The sequence below is a fragment of the Synechococcus sp. CC9311 genome (assembly GCF_000014585.1).
GTDB lineage: Bacteria > Cyanobacteriota > Cyanobacteriia > PCC-6307 > Cyanobiaceae > Synechococcus_C.
The window spans coordinates 1,202,631-1,221,016 of record NC_008319.1; the positions used below are offsets into that span (position 1 = coordinate 1,202,631).

The window sequence follows — 18,386 nt, forward strand, 5'->3', positions numbered from 1 at the left end:
AATTTACACCAGCTTGAACGCAATGCCGAAGCTAATACCGGCTAGGTAATGAGTCAGAGCATGTGTTGCTGTGTAGGACTGGTTAATGTGCGGCATCAAGGAATGATGAGACATAAAAAATCGGGATAGATCACTGATCTATCCCGAACACTCAATCATCAGTTTTGATCTCCTCAACCCCCTGTAAATCATGAAATTTACAGGGTTATGAAGGTATCAATCAGCCAATTGCAGCAAAAAACTCTTTGCTGCCCTTGGGATCAGGCTTCATGGTCTTCTCCCCTGGTGTCCAGTTAGCTGGACAGACTTCATCTGGATTTGACTGAACGTACTGGAATGCCTGAAGTACTCGGAGGGTCTCGTCAACATTCCGGCCAACAGGCAAGTTGTTGATCGTGGCGTGCATGATCACACCCTCGGGGTCGATGATGAACAAGCCACGCAGAGCCACGCCTTCAGCGTCATCGAGAACGTTGTAAGCAGTGGAAATTTCTTTCTTCAGGTCTGAAACGAGCGGATAGTTAATATCGCCGATTCCGCCTTGATTGCGTGCGGTTTGGATCCAGGCAAGGTGACTGAATTGGCTGTCTACGGAAATACCCAGCACTTCAGTGTTTTTGCTTGAGAAATCGGAGTAGCGATCGCTGAACGCCGTGATTTCTGTTGGGCAGACAAAGGTGAAGTCTAGAGGGTAGAAAAACAGGACCACATACTTGCCGCGGTACTGAGACAAGCTGATCTCTTGGAACTCCTGATCCACTACAGCGGTGGCGGTGAAATCAGGGGCCTGTTGGCCCACGCGCAGGCAACCGTTGTCGGTCATGATGAAAGCTCGATGGGTAGTGACGGAAGCAATGGACCAGACTCAATCCAAAGTCGGTCCAACTTCTAGTTACAAGGCTTAATTTATCACGCCCTCCATGAGTGCCGTGGGGTGAATTTCGAATAGCTTGCTGACGATGGAGCTCTAATATCGTTTGATGATTGATCAATCCATGTCTTGGGATCAGGCCTTATTGCGGAAATTCAGCAGTACAGGTCACTTCCGACTCTTAAATCAAGTCCGCAGTGAGCTCAAAAGTCAGCCATTGAACCGTGACCCTCATACCAGAAATCTCACCCTTCAGGCCAGGCCGCACCATGGGCAGTCTGTACGACAACAGCGACGCCCAAATCCTGTTCCCGAGGATCAACCAATATTGACGCTTGAAGAAACATCAAAGGACAACCAAACATCTTTCAGAGAAAGACTTAACGCGATCGAAATGCGCTGAGTTTTAGTCGTATTTAACGATCTGATCAATACATAAAGTGGCTCGGGGGAGACTTGAACTCCCGACCTTGGGGTTATGAATCCCACGCTCTAACCAGCTGAGCTACCGAGCCATAACCTCTACATTTTAGACGATCGCCTGAACGTCTTAGGCCGGCCGACGTGCAGGAAGCTTCGCCATTGGATCTAATGCTGAACCACCACGTTGGCGAATTTCAAAATGCAGATGAGGTCCTGTACTTCTTCCAGTACTTCCCATCAGTGAAATTTTCGCTCCTTGGGGAATGATCTGACCTTTGCGAACGAGCAGGCGGCTGTTGTGGGCATAACGGCTGGATGAACCGTCGGGGTGAGTCAATTCCACCAAATAACCGTATCCGCTACTCCAACCAGAAAATTTCACAACGCCATCTCTGGCAGCAACGATTGGAGTCCCGACGTTGTTTGCAATGTCAATTCCCTTGTGCATTCGACCCCATCGCCATCCGAAACCGGATGTAAACACCCCCTTTGTGGGCCACATGAAGCTTTGATTGCCTTCTCCACCCTCTTCGATGCCTGGCAATGCTGGCAGAGAGGGAAAGCTTGCCCCTCCAGATCCAGTTGGGCGAATCGCAAGCAGAGCGCGTGGAGAAGCCTTGGCAACTCGCACTTCACTGCCAATTGCTAAACGGGCTAGATCGAGGCCTGGGTTCAGTGAGCGCAATTCGCTCAAGCTCAGACCTTGATCTCGAGAAAACGTTGATAAAGACTCGTTGGCTTTGATTCGAACAACGGCTTGTGGAGCAGGAGGTGATTGAAGTGGTGCCTTGCGAAGAACCGTGGTTCCGTCAACACGGGTAGCGTTAACAAGACTTTCCTCTGCTTCGGCGGGGATGACAATCCATGCCCCAGCTTTGATGGACTCAAAGGATGACTGGTCGTTAAGTGCAGTTAAATCAGGGGAGGAAAGCCCGAGATCCGCGGCTATATCTTTAAGAGTGCTTCTTTTTGAAACCTTTACCCATATTCTGCTTTGGGTTGATGGTGCTGATGCCAAGAGGACAGGGGCCTCTACATGACCGGCATCAGCAAATCCTGGGTGCTGAGACAAAACAGACAAGGACGTTCCTGATGCGATTGCCGTAACGAGAACGAGAATGGGCTTCATCTGAGTCAGCGATTTTTAACGCTCCTGGAGAAGCCACCACAGCTCAGGAACGGGCTGAAAGTAGCGGGTGTGTGAGATCGGCGCAAGGGCTGAAGTGTCAGCTTGCCAATTACCACAGCTGAAGCTGCGAACCTGCTTGATGGCTGACGATGGCACAAGCCACAGAAAGATTGAGGCTCCGCACGCCTCCTTGGCCATCTTCTCCGGCACTGCAGGGCATTGAAATGGTCGTGATTTGGTGGCAGCGGCTGCGTATTGTTTCCGGTAGGCCAGTGTCTTCGCGACCGAACAACAAAACATCTCCTTTTTGGAACTCCATGTTCCGAAGGAGAATCCCTCCGCGACGGCTACAGCCAATCACCCTTGAGGGCTGAGCTAGTGACTCGAAAAACGCGTCAACATCCTTGTGGATCGTGAGGTCAACGTGGGGCCAATAATCAAGACCAGCTCTTTTTAAATAACGATCTTCAAGACTGAATCCAAGTGGTTCAATTAGATCCAGTGGTAAACCAAATGCTGCGCAAGTGCGGGCAATGTTTCCTGTATTTGGAGGAATTCGTGGTTCGAATAGTGCCACCCTTAAGGGTTTTTGGATCAGGGACTGCTCCTCTGATGATTGATTGTTTGAAACTTTGTTCACGGAACGAGTATGCCTAATTGAGAGAGATTCAAAGCTCTTCCTTGAACAACAAGCCAGCTATCGGTCGCGTGTTGTTCTAAGCGTTGGGCCAGCCAGCCTTGGCGGTCCCTAAACAATCCACCAATCTTTGTTGCTGGGACAACACCCCAGCCTGTTTCTTCAACCACAATCACGACGGGGCGTTTTCGTGTAAGAAGACTTTGAATCAACTCTTCTACTTCTTCCTCCCACTGCAGATCATTGTGATCAAGATGCAAGGCAGTAAAACCGCCAAGGGCATCGATCAGTAAGGGTTGATTGGCCTCCTCTCTTCGAATGCATTCAGCAAGCTTTGATCCTGGTTCGCGCAGCTGCCAGTGCAAGGGGCGTCTCTCTCGATGCAGTCGCATCCGTTCTTCCCAGCTTGGATCGTTCGAACGTTGAGCCGAGGTCGCGACGTAGGTCACAGATTCTTGAGCGTTGAGCAAATGTTCAGCCCATCGGCTTTTCCCTCCACGGCTGGGTCCGCTTACAACAATGATTCCGTTGGGAACATCGGGTTTTATGGCGTTTGGATGCACCAAGGAGTTATCCGCCTCCGTTCATACCTCGCAATGTGGCAACAGAGGATGGACTGACGCGGTTGAGATAGCGGAAGATCCAATATTTAAAAATGGTCGCTAAAATCACTGGAAACGTAGCGATGAAAAGAAGAATAAAGTTTTCACGGGCTGGGAATCCAAAATGGTTGGCAATTCCATCAAGAAGCACAGTCCAACCTTCTGGACTATGGAATCCAACAAAGATATCTGTAAAAAGAATAATCGCGAAGGCTTTGGCAGAGTCGCTTAATCCGTAGACAGCTTCATCAAAAAATCCTCGAAGAACTCTGAGCTCTTCACGACTGAACAAGCAGACAACGACAAAGGCAATCGTGGCAGAAATGTCTGCTAAAACATTTTTCACAGCATGGGTGCTTTCTGCGTCGGCCTCTTCTTTGAGCTCAGAAGCTTTTTTCCCAAGCTGTTGTTGCAGTTCTTCTTGGCTTGGGATTGTGTCACCGCGAAGCAGTGCATCGAATTCAATTTCTGCCTTGTACACTCTCAATTTTTCTACAGCTTGCTCTTCGAGTTGTGGCTTTGGGTAACTCAAGAAGGGGAGATCTGGAGCAAAGCGATCTACAGCAGGACTAATGATGTAGGTGCGGCTGACCTGTTGGACTAACAAAGGCACAAGAATCAGCAGCAAGAGAACTTTCAATGAGATAAGGGTTGAATCCCTTCGTCTCCGAAATCCTGCAACTAATGTCGCTTCCCCAGCTGGATTGAGCTGCCGTCGCACCTTGTCGAAGACCCCAAGCAGTGATCGCGGAAGCGGATCTGGATCGCGAGTCATGGTCGGAGCGGTCGAGACCCGTTTGGGGCTGTACCGGTTCACGACACTTTCAATGAGCTGAAGTTGACGCAGTTCCTGAGGATCCAGCTGAGAGCGCTGGTATTCCAGTTGATCGAGCGATGCTCGACAAACATTGATGGCAACACGAAACTTCCGCAGAACGGTTGCCTGGACTGATTTCGGAACAGAGAGCTCTAGATCGGGACGGATGGGTCGGTCGCCGTAGTACTCCAGCTCCAAGCTCTGGATTAATAAGGCCGCCTCGTAGCCCCGATCGAGATCAGAGTTGACATCAAGGGCGTTGGCCTTTCCAAAGGCTCCTATCCAATTGCGAAATGCCATATCTGATCAGCGGGAGAAGACCCACCAAGTGGCCATTGGCACAATGGTTCCGACCACTAGCAGCACAATCACCCAGGTGAAGCCGTTGCTCTCGCGCGTTTCCTCAACCGTGGGCACGTTTGTGGGAATCGTGGTGCGTTCTATTTCAATCGGAGGACCTGGATCTTCGCCTCCATTGAGAACGACCGCAATCCGTTCAATTCCATCCATTGATGCCTGGCGGAATCTCTCTCCATCGCGCATTGGCTGAATCATTGTGGTCCGGCCGGTGCTGCGGAGTAATGCGTCTGGAAGTTGATCGCTCAGCTCTGGTGAGACAACAACCGCAGCTTGTTTGCTCTGTGTTTCTTCAAGGAAAAGAATGAGAGGACGTTCACTTCTGTTCTCATTGTTTGACCACCGCTCCACTAACTCTTCTCCAAACCCTGAAAGACTCAGCCCATAGTCCAGTCGCCGCAGTGTGATCAACCGGGCATCAACCTTGGAGGATTCCAGTTGATTCAGCCGACTTTCAATTTCTTTCTTTCCAGCCCGACTGAGTACATCAGCTGAATCAAGTACGGCTTCTTCCGGCGGCTGAGCTGGTAAATCTTGGGGAGACAAGGCGAAAACCGCGGGCACTGCCAAAAAGAAGCAGAGGCTTGCGGCGATGAGCAGCTGCAGAGACTTGAAGAGGCTAGGCATCATGTGACGTTCGATTTGGAGAGTCTGCCGTCAGCTGGCAAGGCTGTCGTAATTCAAAGCCATGATCGCGTCCATCACGGCTTGAGCTTTGCCTTGAGGTAGATCAACGCTTTGAGCAAGCTCGTTGAGGAACGCTTGTTCCTCTGTGGTCACAGTTCTATCAGCGTGAACAAGTTGAACGGCCACGGCGAGAGCCGTTTCCTTTTGGGACTCTTTGAGTTGAGGAAGGGCATCTTTGATCAATTGATTTGATCCATGCTCGCGAAGGCGTTTGAGCAGTTGGTCAAACAACATTGCCATTTCACTTTCGCTTCGATCTTTATATGGAGTTCGATATTCCAGTTGACGTCTTAAAGCATGCGCTTCATCCTTTCCTAATACTCCATCGCAAGCCACTGTGGCCAGCGCAATTGCGGCAAAGGCTTCAGATTCAGTCATCAGCGTTGGGGGGTTGCTTCTATTTCAGCAAGAGTGCATCGATCTGACTGCTCATGAGTTGCAAAATATGTTGAGATCCTCCCAATGGTGTTTGCTCGCAGGCGTTCTTGTTTTGGGGCTTTCAATCCTTAACGCCAGCACCGCTGAAACCATCACTCCAAGCCTGGAGCGAGCCGATGTTCTTGCCGGGATGGCGGGCGTTGGTTTGATGCTTGTTTCCATCCTCTGGACACGGGCCTCCCCACGCAGTCCTGAAGCTGTTGAGTTGGACGGAGAGCAGGGTTTTGTGCTCTCTTCCAGCTTGACCGATGCTGTACGGGCTGAAATGGCGTGGGGTAGCCATCAATTTCTTACCGCGACCTCTGCAGCCACGATTCTTGTCTTTTGGAAGGGCTCGGTTCTGCTTCGCCGTGGTCTTTTAGGAACTGGTGATTTTGAACCTGGCCAAATTTGTCGACGAGCCCTTCAAAAGCAAGAGCTTGTTTCCCTAGTGAAAACAGCCCTCTACCCGGGCAAAGTTGAGTTTGACCCCGTTTTGCCCGGCTTGCCTTCCGTGATGGTGCAACCCCTCGGAGAAAGTGGCTGGGTTGTGATTGGTGGCTGGTCAGAGCGTTGTTTCAGTCGATCCGATGAACGATGGCTGACGGGTTGGGCTGAAAGACTTAAAACAACACTGGAGCTTGAGAACGCTGGGGTGTTTGATCCTGACCATTCTTCTTTTCCTCAATCGTGAGCTCGGAACGAACTTTGTTTCCTGGAGCTGAGAAAATCAGTGATCCTTTCTCTCCTACAGATCCATTGAGCGTTTGTGCCTCTGTAATTTGATTGTTTTCATCTCGTTCTACCCGAACGTTTCCAGTCGCTAATACTTCGTCTGTTTCCCAATTCCATCGGCATTTGCGCGCGCGTAACCGTTCGCCTGGTTGTTTGATTCGGCAGCCCTCAGGAATGATCACAGTACTTTGATCGAGTGCAGCGCTAAAACGTTCACCATTGATCTGGATTTCATCGATCAACCCTTCAAATGGGTCGTTACTTTTGAGGGTTTGTTTACGGAAATTCCAGCTGGTGTCTTTGGCGCGTAACAAGCCTTTGTTTTTAGGCATGGTTACTATCACAGGAGATTTAACCGTAATGACCCCTTTCTGGGTATTTCCGGTCAATTTTCGTCCCTCGAGCTGCTCTAAGACAACACCTTCTTGATTACGACGTTGACCAAGAACTGGTCCATCCGCCTCAAGTGCGCCGTTTTCTAGATTCCAAAGTGCATTTCCTGTTCGGACAGCGGTATCTGGTTTCACAGTGAGCGCGAGCTTGTCTTGCCAGCGATCGAGTTGAACAGGACCGCTGAGAGTGAGGTCATTAGTGTCTTGCTGAAGAACGGCAACCGTTGCGGTGATTCGCGAACGAGCATCAAATGCCCTTGGCTTTTCTTCCATCACCAAGCGAGAGAGTTCTGGATTCCAACGCAATCTTTCTCCTTTGATTAATAGCTTTTGTCCATTTATTTGTTGCAATTGAACATCGCCTTCGAGGATTATCTTCTCGCCATCGTTGATGACTACTGCAAACTCAGCTCTAATTTCAAAAGATGGTTTGTTTTTGTTGTAGAGGATTCCAACGGGTTGCTTGGCTCTTACTAGTCTGCGTGACAGTTCATAGCGTGCTTCAGGACTCGAGAGTTTCCAGTCGATATCTCCACTCGATTTTTTTTGTTCGAGTTCCAATTTGCGAAACATAAATGGCAGCGGTGCATCAGTTCCCGAGCGATTGCCTGTGGATGAGGTGCATCCGAGCACGAGGGCGCTAACTATTACTGGAGTCATCCAGGTTGCGCTTTTCAGCAAATTGCTGAAGTGGAAGTGCTGATCGAAAGTCAAAGTGCTTCTTCGAGTTCCAGTCGTTGCATCACTGGCTGAGGTTGGGGTAGGGGATGGCCAGACTCGAGACGTCCCCATACCAGTTGTCCGCTCCAGTTAGCTGTTGTTGAAGGTTGGTTGAGCTGGGACAGAATCCTCTCGCTCAAATCAGGAACAAGAGGTTTTAGAAGCCATCCCACAAGTCGAGCGCTTTCTAGAACTCCGTATAGGTCGACCGCGACTTGAGCTTCTTGACCACCCTTCTTCATTTTGCTCCAAGGTGCTTGATCGTTGAGGTATCCGTTCGCTTGAATGGCGAGTTGAAGGATGGACTCAGCCGCTTTCTGAAAGGCCATGGAGGGCATAGCTTCCCGGGCCGAAGCGATTGCTGTTTCTGCGGCTTGGCGCAACGCATGTTGATCGCTGTCTTTGGACGCAACAGTGGGCGTGGACTCGTTAAACCATTTGCGCGACATCGATGAGGTTCGATTGAGCAAATTCCCAATGGTGTTGGCGAGGTCATTGTTGACGAGATCGACAAAACGTTGTTGTTGGAAATCACCATCGTCTCCAAATTGAATATCCCTTAAGAGATACCAGCGAACGGCATCTGTGCCGCAGCGATTCAAGAGCAATTCTGGGTCAAGAACATTTCCAATCGACTTGCCCATTTTTTGCCCTTCTCTGGTTAGAAAACCATGGCCAAATACTTTTTTGGGTAAAGGTAAACCTGCTGACATCAACATTGCTGGCCAATACACAGCATGGAAACGCAAGATGTCTTTTCCAATCACGTGTTGATTTGCTGGCCAGCCAATAGTATTTAAGCGATCAAGGTCAATCGTCCCACCGTCGTCTAATAGAGCTGTGAGGTAGCCGAGTAAAGCATCAAACCAGACATAAAAGGTGTGACCTTGATGCCCTGGTACGGGCAATCCCCAATCCACATTGACCCTTGAGATGGAAAAGTCTCGCAATCCACCCGCCACAAAATTTTGAATCTCATTGCGACGACTCGCTGGTGCAATGAAATCAGACTGTTTGATTATTGCTTCAATTTGTTCTTGGTAGTGCGACAAACAAAAGAAAAGGTTTTCTTCATCTCTCCACTCCAATGGTTTCTGGTGAATGGAACAAGTTGGGTTAACTGCTTCGGCAGGATCATCCTTGAACTCCTCGCAGCCAACGCAATACCAACCGGTTTGTCGTCCACTTCTGATATCCCCTGCTTCTTCACAACGTTGGAAAAACTGTTGGACCAGCGGCAAATGGCGTGGTGATGTGGTTCGGACAAATCGATCGTTGCTGATGTCCCATTCGTTCCAGGCTTTTTCATAGCTGGCTGTGATCCGATTGCAGTGATCAATTGGACTAATTCCCTGATCAGCAGCTGTGCGTTGGATCTTTTGACCGTGTTCATCCACGCCAGTCACAAACACCACCTCATGGCCTTCCAGTCTCTGAAAGCGGGCTAGTGCATCACAAGCAATCGTGGTGTAAGTGCTTCCTAAATGTGGTTTGTCATTGACGTAGTAAAGAGGGGTTGTAAGGGTATAAATCATGGTCGTCTCGGGGTGGTCCCCTTTCGGCCTTGGATCCTAACGACCCCCCTTCGCTCCGCCATGCCGATTCTCAACCTTGCGTTCGAAGATGAAGCGAGGTCCACTTGGCTTGCGGCGTTGCACCAGTTGGCCCTAGTTGATGGAGACTTCGATCCTGAGGAACAGCGGCTGCTCGCGGAACAGCTCAATCTCGATTGTCCTCTCCAAGACTTTGATTGGAATCATTGGCAAGCCCCTGATCCGGAAGACATCAAACGACTGTTCTCCTCGAACCCCAACAATGCGGAGCAATTTCTGAGGTCAGCTGTAGTGGTTGCTCTCGCTGATGGGCATCTCAGCCAAGTGGAACTTGACTTACTGCATATATGGGCCGAAGCGCTTGGCGTTAAAAGAGAATTGATCAGCAGCTTGGTTCCCTGCTCAACTGGGGGCACTCAGCCATGGAAACCATTAGCGCCCCTGAAAAATTGGCTTGATGATCTGGACCCCGGTGACGAGAGGATTTCATCCTTCATTGTTCACCTGATTCCTTCCCAGTGCCCGTTTGAGCGCGACATCATTTTGTTTGGTCGCAAGCTGGTACACATTCCACCGATGTGCAAAATCAACCCTTTGTACGAGCAGCTTGTGGCACTGCGGTTTCGTTGCCTTGGTCATCTATCAATGGATGAGCAATTGCGGATCAGCTGTCGCGATTCGGCACAGGTATGACAGCGCAAACTTGCCACATCCCAGTGTTGGTTTGGGGTGGTGGTACTGGAGGTGTTGCCGCTGCACTCCAGGCGTCTCGGTCCGGAGCCACTACGCTTCTGCTCACTCCTGGTCGCTGGCTCGGGGGCATGGTCAGTACAGCCGGAGTGTGTTGTCCTGATGGCAATGAACTCGCCCCCTGGCAGACCGGTTTGTGGGGAGCCTTCCTTAGGGCTCTGTATCAAGCCGAGCCTGAAGGCCTCGATCACAACTGGGTGAGTTGTTTTGGTTACCGGCCAAGCACAGCTGAGGGAATTCTTCAAAACTGGGTGCGGGCACTTCCAAATCTTCAATGGTGGTCGGACTGTCAGCTGCTGGACGTCGAACGTTCTGGATCTTTGGTCCAAGCAGTGTTGATTCAACGTTCGGATGGTGTCCATCGCATTGCCTGTGACGTGGTGATCGATGGCAGTGATCGTGGAGATTTACTGCCCTTGGTTGAGACACCCTTTCGGCTTGGCTGGGACGCTCAGGAGAGGTGGGGGGAACCGAGCGCTCCTAGTGAGCAGCGGCTGAAGTCAGAAGAATTTTTTCGAGATCAGCCTGTGCAGTCCCCCACCTGGGTGGTGATGGGTCAGCTGCAGCGTGATCGTCCTTTGGCTGATTCTGCTTCAGAGTTTGATCCAAATGGCACACCATTGTTGTTGTCAGAGCCTTTTGAACAGGCCTGCGCAGCCTTTGGTTTACAGCGCACGATCAGCTACGGCCGCTTGCCGGGGGGATTGGTAATGCTGAATTGGCCCCTGCATGGCAACGACTGGCATCGAGGTTTGGAACGAGCCTTCAATGCCGATCCCAGGGCGGAGCAGGAATTGATGGCTGAGATGCAAGCTCACAGCCAGCATTTTGCCGATGAGCTTCAGCGTTGTAGTGCCGGTTGGCTAACGCGCGGCGATGCGTTCCCAAAGGGAGCTGGAAGCCCAGCTCCCTGGTTGGCAGCGATGCCCTACTGGCGGGAGGGGCGCCGGATGATCGGTGTCCATACTTTGATTGAACAGGAGCTGCTTCCTCAGACGACCGGTCAATCCATCGCGGCACTTCCTTTCAATGATGCTGGTGAGCTGGAATCGATTGCTGTTGGCAATTACGCCAACGACCATCACTATCCAGGTTCTGATTGGCCGTTAACCCCAAAAAGCTGTCGATGGGGTGGCCGTTGGTCTGGAACTCCTTTCTGCATCCCTTATCAAGCGCTTGTGAGTGCTGATTTGGACAATCTGTTGGCTGCTGACAAGTGCTTCAGCACCAGCCATATGGCCAATGGGGCCACAAGGTTGCAGCCACTCATTTTTAATGTGGGACAGGCTGCTGGAGCTGCGGCGGCCCTGTCGATTCGGCTTCGACTTCCCCTCGCAGCTCTGCCCGTTCGGCTTCTTCAAGACCTCTTAATCAAGGAGCCCACGGCTCCTTCTGGAATCGTTCCGCTTTGGGACACACCTTGGCACCATCCCCATTGGCAACAAAGGCAGAACGCTTGTCTTGACAACCCTGAGCTACTTGGCCCGAATGGTTGTTGGCTCGGTCTAGATGAACAGGTTTCGATCGCGCCTCCTTCCCAGCCTAAACAGGCCGTTTGGTCAGGCACATTGTTGCCTGATCACAATGGTGGATACGAACTGGAACTGGTGGGTGGCCGCCGTTGGCCCTTGATCACGCTGGAGCCCGAGCTCTGCCATTGGCTTGCGGATCAGGAACGCCCTACAACTGTTGACTTAATTGCAGTCGCTAACCCCTGGGGACCTTGGCTACGGGCCATCAGCCTGCATGGCTCTAGGGGGATTTAGTGGGCTGAGGCCACCAGTCTGAGTTGATCACGCACCGAGTCAACATGATGCACCCTCACGAGCATGCTTTCCCCTGGTTCTGCATCTCTTGGGCATTCAGCCGCCACATCCATGGCTAGGTCGTCAATTCGCACGAGTCCCAGCTGATCCTGAGGGCGCAACCAGCGCAAGAACTGAGCAGCCCACTCCTGCTTGCGATGGGTTTCAAACCAAACCTGCTGCCAGTGCCGTTGGTCTTCTCTGGAAATACCAATGCCTTCACGTACCGCTGCATCGAAATCACTGATCAGGGTTTGAAGGACATCGCGATCAAGCGGATCTTCTCCACTGAGTTGTGCTTGCAGTTGCCTCTGTACAACAAGATCGCCATAGCGGCGAATGGGGGAGGTGGCTTGGGCGTAGGAGGCAAGTCCCAAACTGAAGTGGGCGGCAGGTTGCGTTCCCATCAGTCCGCGACTGAGACAGCGCTTGATGGCGGCGAATCGAACGGCCCCATCTGGGAGTGCCTCCAATTCGGAACTGGGGGGGAGGTCAGCTGGAAGCTGGCTGCGGAACGGTAAGGCCAGGTCATGCACTTCCGCAAAACGAGCCACCACTGCACCAGCCAAAATCATGGCTTCGGCCACCATCTGCCTTGCTCGACCAGGTTCACTGACCTCGAGAGACGGTTGACCATCTCGACAACGGATCCGGCCTTCTGGCAGATCCATGAGCAGGGCTCCATTGCGGACTCGGAAGTCTCGCCTTCGGCTTAAGAGCGCATCTAACTCCGCCAAGTCGGTGTCTTCTGGGGGTGCCAATTCGATCAACTCATCGGCATCGTCGTAACTGAGTCGATAAGTGGGTTGGACCCAGCTGCGATGGATTCCGTGATCTCCGAGCTCGCCTTCGCTGGTCAGTTCGGCCCAGATGCTCCAGGCAGCTGTTCGAGTCCGTGCTCGCAAACTGAAAGGCCCCGTGGATAGGGATTCTGGAAACATCGGCAGATTGCCTTTCGCCAAATAAAGGCTGCTACCGCGACGCCTCGCTTCCAGATCGAGGGCTGAGTCTGACTCGATCAGCCGACCGGGGTCAGCGATGTGTATCCATAGTCTTTGCGAGCCATCCTCGCGACGTTCCAGCGCTATCCCGTCATCAATATCTCGCGTGTCTTCATCATCGATCGTGACGCAGCGTTGATGGCAAAGATCGATGCGCTCGGAGTCACCAGGGCATTCGCTTGCATTGAGCTCCACCAACCGTTCAGCCTCTTCGAGTAAAGCTGGGCTGAAACCTGATGACCAGGTTGTGCCGGCCATCGATGCCAGTTGATGAGGGTCCCAAAGGCCGAGATCCACCAAGAGAAGTCGAAGCTCAGCTCTGTCTTGATCAAGACGTAGACCCATCAGGCTCTGCTGAATAGGCCGGTCAAGTTGTGCGAATTCGATGGAACCTGAAACCAAGTCCTTGAGCTGCTCGAACCTGTCGCATAGGGATTGGGGGAGACTTGCCAGGTCCACCTGTTTGCGGGTGCTCAACAGCTGTTTCCAGCGTTGTTCCTTTTGCTGTTCAAGAACTTTGAGCCGGTGTTGTCGGCGCAACGGTTTGAGTTCTGCCGCTGAGCGCGCCTTGATCTGATTTTGCTTGTAACGGAACCACAGTTGCGGGCCCATCAAGGCCAGCCAACAGAGCGCTAATTGGCTTGGACTGGTTCCTCCGCAAACCAGATCGCTGAAAAAGTCAATCTCAACGGTCTCATCAGTCTCTAAAAGCAAGACCCATGCTGAGCCCCAGCTGCGACGGTCGAGACAGTCAGGATTGACTTGTTCGGCTTTCAGGTTCCATGGAGAAGCCCCCAGTCCATCGGGAAGCTCAGCTCCGGATGGCAGGGGGCAAATAAGATCCAATTGCCGCTGGGGCAAAACAACGGGCTTGCGATCGAACCCGAGTTTCAAGCGCGCTTTGCTGCCTTGAAGAGATTCGACGACAGCCAGATAATTCCCCTTCGACTCTTGGACGCCGACAAGATCTCCTGGTTGGAGAGAGGGTGAAGCCAGTGGATCAGCCTTCAGGATTGACGAAGGGCAGCAATGCAACGATGCGTGCACGCTTCACCGCATTCGTCAGGTCGCGCTGCTGCTTCGCAGTCAGCCCGGTGAGACGACGGGGAAGAATCTTTCCTCGCTCGGTGATGAATTTCTTCAGCAGATCCACATCTTTGTAGTCAATGGGATCTCCAGGTTTGATTGGAGAAAGACGCTTCTTAAAGAAGGAACTAGACATAACTCAGGAAAGCTGTTGAACGAAGAACACCTGCAAAATCACTTGATTTCCTTGTGGAGAGTCATTTTGTTGAGCTGGGGACAGAATTTCATGATCTCCAGTCGCTCAGTGGTGTTCCGTCGGTTCTTCTCCGTCGTGTACCTGGACACGCCGGGAGAACGCTTTTCAGAGGCGGAGGCGGACCGGCATTCAGTGCACTCGAGAGTGATCACGATCCGGACGCCCTTGTTTTTAGCCATAAAGGACGTTGCGCCGCAAAAGCGAAGCGTAGTAACAAACGATGACTTTACATCTTCAGCTGACACCTCAAAGAGTTTTGATCATTCCTCGGAGCTTCGTAAGATTCCTATTCGATTGAATCGTTGACGTGCGGGTCTCCCTTTCCTGGTTGCAGGATCTCGTCCAGGTAACTGAAGCCGCTGATCAACTAGGCGAACGCCTTTCAATGGCTGGATTTGAGGTGGAGGAGATCGACGATTTGAGTCGATTGGCTCAAGGTGTTGTGGTCGGCCATGTTTTGAAGCGCGACAAACATCCCAATGCCGACAAACTCAGTGTCTGTGTTGTGGACATTGGGGCGGAAGAGACGGTTCAGATCGTTTGTGGTGCGAGCAACGTGAGGGCAGGAATTCATGTTCCTGTCGCCACCATTGGCGCTGTTCTTCCTGCGGTGAATCTCACGATTAAGGCTGGTGAGCTGCGTGGGGTTGCGAGCCAGGGAATGATTTGTTCGCTCGCTGAATTAGGGCAAGCCACGGATGTTGACGGTATTGCTGTCTTGGACGATCTGCTGGAAAGCCTGCCTGCACCGGGTACGGCAGTGGCGTCGTGCCTCGGTTTGGATGACACCGTTTTGGATTTGGCGATCACGGCAAATCGGCCTGATGGTCTGTCGATGACAGGAATTGCAAGGGAAGTGGCGGCACTGACAGGAGCACCACTGCATTTGCCTCAGCCGGTAGCTCCACAGTCAGTGACTGATTTGAACCCTTCTGAAGAACACGCTGCCGCAATGAAGGAGGGCGGTGTGTACGCCTTAACCGAAGTTAGCGGTCTCGATGGTGGACAAGTTGCTCCCTCCTGGGTCCAACAGAGACTTCTCCGCGCTGGTGTGAAACCTGTTAACGCAATTGTGGACATCACCAATTTGGTGATGTTGGAACAAGGTCAACCCCTTCATGCTTTCGACCTTGATGCTTTGGAACGGCTATGTGGCAGCGACCTGACGCCTTCTGATTTTGGCCTTAGGCAAGGTCGGGCAAAGGAGTCCTTCACAGGGTTAGACGGCCGCACCATCGAACTTGATGAACGCGTCCAGTTGGTGACTTGTCGCGATCGGCCGGTTGCAATTGCGGGAGTGATCGGCAGTGCTGAGAGTGGAGTAACGGAAACGACTCGCAAGATTTTGCTGGAATCAGCCTTGTTCACTCCTGCCTCGATCCGTAGCAGTAGTCGTGCAACAGGACTGCGCACAGATGCAAGTTCTCGTTACGAGAAGGGTTTACCGCGTCAGATCACCTTGCCTGCAGCGGGTCGTGCGCTTGAACTCATGGAACAACTTCTAGGAGGGATGGCAGGCCTTAGTTGGCAGTGCTGTTCCGATGAAGGCCCAGAACCTTTGGTGACCTTGCGTCGTCACGCTCTTCATCAACTTCTTGGTCCATTGGTTGCTGAAGACGGTGAAGCAACCGATGTAAGTGACCAACAGGTGGAGGAGTGTCTTTCAGCACTGGGCTGCCACCTCAACTCTTCTGAGGAAGGTTGGACGGTGTTGGTGCCCCCCTCCCGTCGGATGGATCTTCTTCGGGAGGTGGATCTGATCGAGGAGGTGGCGCGTCTTGTGGGTTTCGACTCTTTTGGTGCTCACTTGCCTGACCCACTGGCTCCAGGAGGGCTTACCGATAGGCAGCAGGCGGAGCGTCGGTTACGTCGTCGCCTTTGTAGTGCTGGGCTTCAAGAGATCACTTGCTTATCGCTTACCGGTGCAGACGCAGATGATCCCAATCGGATTCCCATCAGTAATCCACTGTTGGCGGAAACCAGCCATCTCAGAACCGCTCTATGGCAAGAGCATCTTCAGATCTGCCAACGCAACCTTCAGGCCTCCCAGCCCGGTTGTTGGGTGTTTGAAATTGGCCATGTTTTTCATCCTCTGGACCGAGAGATTGTGCAGTCAGCACGTCTTGGCGGAGTGATTTGCGGAGAACGGCGTGTTTCACGCTGGGCCACCAGCGGCAAGGCACTCGTGCCTGATTACTTCATGGCTCGCGGAGCACTCGCCACAGTCTTCAATTCCTTAGGACTTGAGACCCAGGACCGACCCTTGGCGGACGACCCGCGTCTTCATCCCGGACGGGCTGCAGCCGTGGTGGTGGAGGGCCGAACCCTTGGTTGCTTTGGTCAGCTCCATCCCATGTTGTGTGCTCAGTACGAGCTCCCCGATGCCACCTATCTGTTTGATCTAGATCTTCAACGACTCCTGGAAGCGGTGACACGTCGCAACCGCTGGGTGCCTTCCTTCAAAGCCTTCTCCACACTTCCAGCAATGGAGAGAGATCTCGCGATGCTTGTACCGAAGACACTGCCATCTGCTGACTTAATGCAGGCCATTCGTAAGGCTGGAAAGCCACTTCTAGAAAGTGTTGAGTTGATCGATCGTTTTGAAGGAGGTCAACTCCCTGATGATCAATGCAGCCAAGCCTTCAGGCTTCGGTATCGCGGCAAGGACAGTACGCTTACTGATGAACAACTTCAGCCAGTGCAAGACAAGGTTCGACAGGCTTTGGTTAAACAATTCAAGGTTGAACTTCGCAGTTGACGCGCTCCATGAGGACAAGACATTCCAGATGCGTTGTTTGGGGAAAAAAGTCCACAGGTTGAATGCGATCTATGGCGTAGGGACCGTTATCTGAGACCAGTCGCTTGAGGTCCCTTGCCAAGGTTGCCGAGTCACAACTCAAGTAGGCCAGCCTCTTGGGCGGGCAATTCAAAATGGCGTCAAGCACATCTGATGCCAATCCTTTTCGCGGTGGATCCACCACAAGAGCATCGTGATCTGGAAGGTAATCACTCAGCAGCGAGGCCACATCACCGGCTTCAAACTTGGCATCAGTGAGTCCATTCAAGGCCGCATTTTGTCGTGCCTGTTGAACAGAGGCGGGATTTATCTCCAGACCAACCACGCCAATTCCAGCTGCAGCAACTGGCAAGCTGATCGTTCCGATTCCGCAATAGGCATCAATTAAGCGTTTGCAGTCCCCACGCTGGAGAAGCCAATTGCGCAAAACCATCACGATCTGCTCGGCACGATCGGTGTTGATTTGAAAGAAGGTGGTAGTTCCAAGAAGGAGTTGAAGATTGCAAAAGCGTTCGCTGATGCAATCCCGACCAGCGAGGGTATGGGTGATCGCACCGAGGATGGTATTGCTACGGCGTGGTTGCAGATTCAAGGTCACACCGGTTACGGCAGGCCATCGGTTCATCCACTCCACTGCCAGGTCTTTCATACCGTTGAGTTCGGCTGTTGCACTGACCAACGTGATCAGCAGTTCTCCGGTTCGCACACCCACGCGTAAACCAAGATGACGAAGACCGAGTTCGCCATGCAAGTCAGCATCAGCTGGCCACCCGCTGCCTTCAAGGTCTTGTTTTAGGGGTTTGATGAGTGCATCGATGCGTGGGTCCAAGACAGGACAACGACTGAGGTTCACGATGCGATGGCTTCCGCGCCGGTAGTACCCCAAACGCATCTGATCCTCTTTTCGCAGCAGTGGAATCAGAGCTCGATTGCGGTAGCCCAAGTGTTCAAGATCGTTGTTGATCGGGGCAGGCGACTGGATGTTGATCCCACCGATTCGTTTCAGGGTCTGTTCAAGACGGCTGCGCTTCCATTCCGCCTGGATGCTCTCCTCGAGGTGTTGAAGAGAACAGCCTCCACAGTCTTTGGCAAGGATGCAGGGAGGCTTCCTTGCGCCTGGAGCGGCAACGAGCGTTTTGAGATGGCGTGCAAACCATTGCGACTTCTTGCGTTGTAGCAATTGCACCTGGGCCTCCTCACCCGGAAGCAACTGGGGAACAATCACAACCCAGCCCTGCCAGCGAGCCAGGCCGAGGCCCTGGTGATTGAGATCGGTCCCCAAAACTGTGATGATTTGACCAGCTACTGGTGGGTCGCTCAAGGACTGGGCCATTGCAAAGGCGTAACACCAATCGCTGCAAGTGCATGCGAAGCGATCGATAGCTCTAGACTCATTCAAGCTTGCCAGCTG

The 18,386-nt window shown here is 52.3% G+C and carries 18 protein-coding genes and 1 tRNA gene; 5 read left to right on the plus strand and 14 right to left on the minus strand.

Annotated elements, in window-relative coordinates; all coding sequences use genetic code 11:
* Nucleotides 1-220 precede the first annotated feature (220 nt).
* A complete protein-coding gene (locus SYNC_RS06135; protein WP_041426515.1) occupies nt 221-823 on the minus strand; it encodes a peroxiredoxin in 603 nt (200 codons plus the stop codon).
* A gap of 157 nt (nt 824-980) precedes the next feature.
* Here SYNC_RS06135 and SYNC_RS06140 point away from each other — a divergent pair, with 157 nt between their 5' ends.
* Nucleotides 981-1,274: a hypothetical protein gene (locus tag SYNC_RS06140; protein ID WP_011619251.1), complete on the plus strand. Its 294-nt coding sequence runs from the start codon at nt 981-983 to the stop codon at nt 1,272-1,274.
* Nucleotides 1,275-1,312: 38 nt separating this feature from the next.
* Here the strand turns inward: SYNC_RS06140 and SYNC_RS06145 are convergent.
* The 7 genes from SYNC_RS06145 to SYNC_RS06175 form a co-directional block, all read right to left on the minus strand.
* Nucleotides 1,313-1,386, minus strand: a tRNA-Met gene (locus SYNC_RS06145).
* A 35-nt stretch (nt 1,387-1,421) separates the two neighbouring features.
* Nucleotides 1,422-2,423, minus strand: coding sequence for a M23 family metallopeptidase (locus SYNC_RS06150; RefSeq protein WP_011619252.1), 1,002 nt, complete (start codon nt 2,421-2,423; stop codon nt 1,422-1,424).
* 109 nt (nt 2,424-2,532) lie between these two features.
* Nucleotides 2,533-3,063 (minus strand): tRNA (cytidine(34)-2'-O)-methyltransferase, encoded by a 531-nt coding sequence (locus SYNC_RS06155; RefSeq protein WP_011619253.1) that lies wholly within the window; start codon nt 3,061-3,063, stop codon nt 2,533-2,535.
* The gene (locus SYNC_RS06160) at nt 3,060-3,623 is read right to left on the minus strand and encodes a bifunctional adenosylcobinamide kinase/adenosylcobinamide-phosphate guanylyltransferase (RefSeq protein WP_011619254.1); all 564 of its coding nucleotides are present in this window, start codon (nt 3,621-3,623) and stop codon (nt 3,060-3,062) included. Before SYNC_RS06160 ends, SYNC_RS06155 begins: the two co-directional genes overlap by 4 nt.
* A 7-nt stretch (nt 3,624-3,630) precedes the next feature.
* On the minus strand, nt 3,631-4,779 hold the full coding sequence (gene pxcA, locus SYNC_RS06165; protein ID WP_011619255.1) for a proton extrusion protein PcxA: 1,149 nt from the start codon (nt 4,777-4,779) through the stop codon (nt 3,631-3,633).
* Between the two features lie 6 nt (nt 4,780-4,785).
* Nucleotides 4,786-5,463, minus strand: coding sequence for a photosystem II repair protein Psb32 (gene psb32, locus SYNC_RS06170; RefSeq protein ID WP_011619256.1), 678 nt, complete (start codon nt 5,461-5,463; stop codon nt 4,786-4,788).
* A 30-nt stretch (nt 5,464-5,493) separates the two neighbouring features.
* Entirely contained in the window at nt 5,494-5,901 is a 408-nt protein-coding gene (locus tag SYNC_RS06175) for a tellurite resistance TerB family protein (protein WP_011619257.1), read from the minus strand.
* A gap of 67 nt (nt 5,902-5,968) precedes the next feature.
* Here SYNC_RS06175 and SYNC_RS06180 point away from each other — a divergent pair, with 67 nt between their 5' ends.
* Nucleotides 5,969-6,634 (plus strand): cofactor assembly of complex C subunit B, encoded by a 666-nt coding sequence (locus SYNC_RS06180; protein WP_049750394.1) that lies wholly within the window; start codon nt 5,969-5,971, stop codon nt 6,632-6,634.
* Here the strand turns inward: SYNC_RS06180 and lptC are convergent.
* Nucleotides 6,564-7,640, minus strand: coding sequence for an LPS export ABC transporter periplasmic protein LptC (gene lptC, locus SYNC_RS06185; protein WP_237699292.1), 1,077 nt, complete (start codon nt 7,638-7,640; stop codon nt 6,564-6,566). The genes SYNC_RS06180 and lptC overlap by 71 nt on opposite strands.
* A 137-nt stretch (nt 7,641-7,777) precedes the next feature.
* Nucleotides 7,778-9,322 carry a methionine--tRNA ligase gene (gene metG, locus SYNC_RS06190; RefSeq protein ID WP_011619260.1) on the minus strand — a complete coding sequence of 515 codons (1,545 nt, stop codon included), beginning with the start codon at nt 9,320-9,322 and terminating at the stop codon, nt 7,778-7,780.
* Between the two features lie 60 nt (nt 9,323-9,382).
* On the opposite strand from metG, the gene SYNC_RS06195 reads away from it, so the two are divergent.
* Together SYNC_RS06195 and SYNC_RS06200 are read left to right on the plus strand one after the other, a co-directional pair.
* The gene (locus SYNC_RS06195; protein WP_049750333.1) at nt 9,383-10,033 is read left to right on the plus strand and encodes a Mo-dependent nitrogenase C-terminal domain-containing protein; all 651 of its coding nucleotides are present in this window, start codon (nt 9,383-9,385) and stop codon (nt 10,031-10,033) included.
* Complete coding sequence (locus tag SYNC_RS06200) at nt 10,030-11,856, plus strand: FAD-dependent oxidoreductase (protein WP_011619262.1); 1,827 nt, start codon at nt 10,030-10,032, stop codon at nt 11,854-11,856. Before SYNC_RS06195 ends, SYNC_RS06200 begins: the two co-directional genes overlap by 4 nt.
* Here SYNC_RS06200 and SYNC_RS06205 read toward each other — a convergent pair.
* The 3 genes from SYNC_RS06205 to rpmG are packed head-to-tail and all read right to left on the minus strand — an operon-like array spanning nt 11,853 to nt 14,357.
* The gene (locus SYNC_RS06205; protein WP_083756067.1) at nt 11,853-13,943 is read right to left on the minus strand and encodes a ribonuclease catalytic domain-containing protein; all 2,091 of its coding nucleotides are present in this window, start codon (nt 13,941-13,943) and stop codon (nt 11,853-11,855) included. The genes SYNC_RS06200 and SYNC_RS06205 overlap by 4 nt on opposite strands.
* Nucleotides 13,897-14,118 (minus strand): 30S ribosomal protein S18, encoded by a 222-nt coding sequence (rpsR, locus tag SYNC_RS06210; protein ID WP_006041316.1) that lies wholly within the window; start codon nt 14,116-14,118, stop codon nt 13,897-13,899. Before rpsR ends, SYNC_RS06205 begins: the two co-directional genes overlap by 47 nt.
* 38 nt (nt 14,119-14,156) lie before the next feature.
* Nucleotides 14,157-14,357 (minus strand): 50S ribosomal protein L33, encoded by a 201-nt coding sequence (gene rpmG, locus SYNC_RS06215; RefSeq protein ID WP_011619264.1) that lies wholly within the window; start codon nt 14,355-14,357, stop codon nt 14,157-14,159.
* A gap of 128 nt (nt 14,358-14,485) precedes the next feature.
* Between rpmG and pheT the strand changes: the two genes are divergently transcribed.
* Nucleotides 14,486-16,936 carry a phenylalanine--tRNA ligase subunit beta gene (gene pheT, locus SYNC_RS06220; protein ID WP_011619265.1) on the plus strand — a complete coding sequence of 817 codons (2,451 nt, stop codon included), beginning with the start codon at nt 14,486-14,488 and terminating at the stop codon, nt 16,934-16,936.
* On the opposite strand, the gene rlmD is transcribed toward pheT, so the two are convergent.
* The gene (rlmD, locus tag SYNC_RS06225; RefSeq protein WP_011619266.1) at nt 16,914-18,308 is read right to left on the minus strand and encodes a 23S rRNA (uracil(1939)-C(5))-methyltransferase RlmD; all 1,395 of its coding nucleotides are present in this window, start codon (nt 18,306-18,308) and stop codon (nt 16,914-16,916) included. The two genes, pheT and rlmD, sit on opposite strands and share 23 nt — an antisense overlap.
* Between the last annotated feature and the right edge of the window lie 78 nt (nt 18,309-18,386).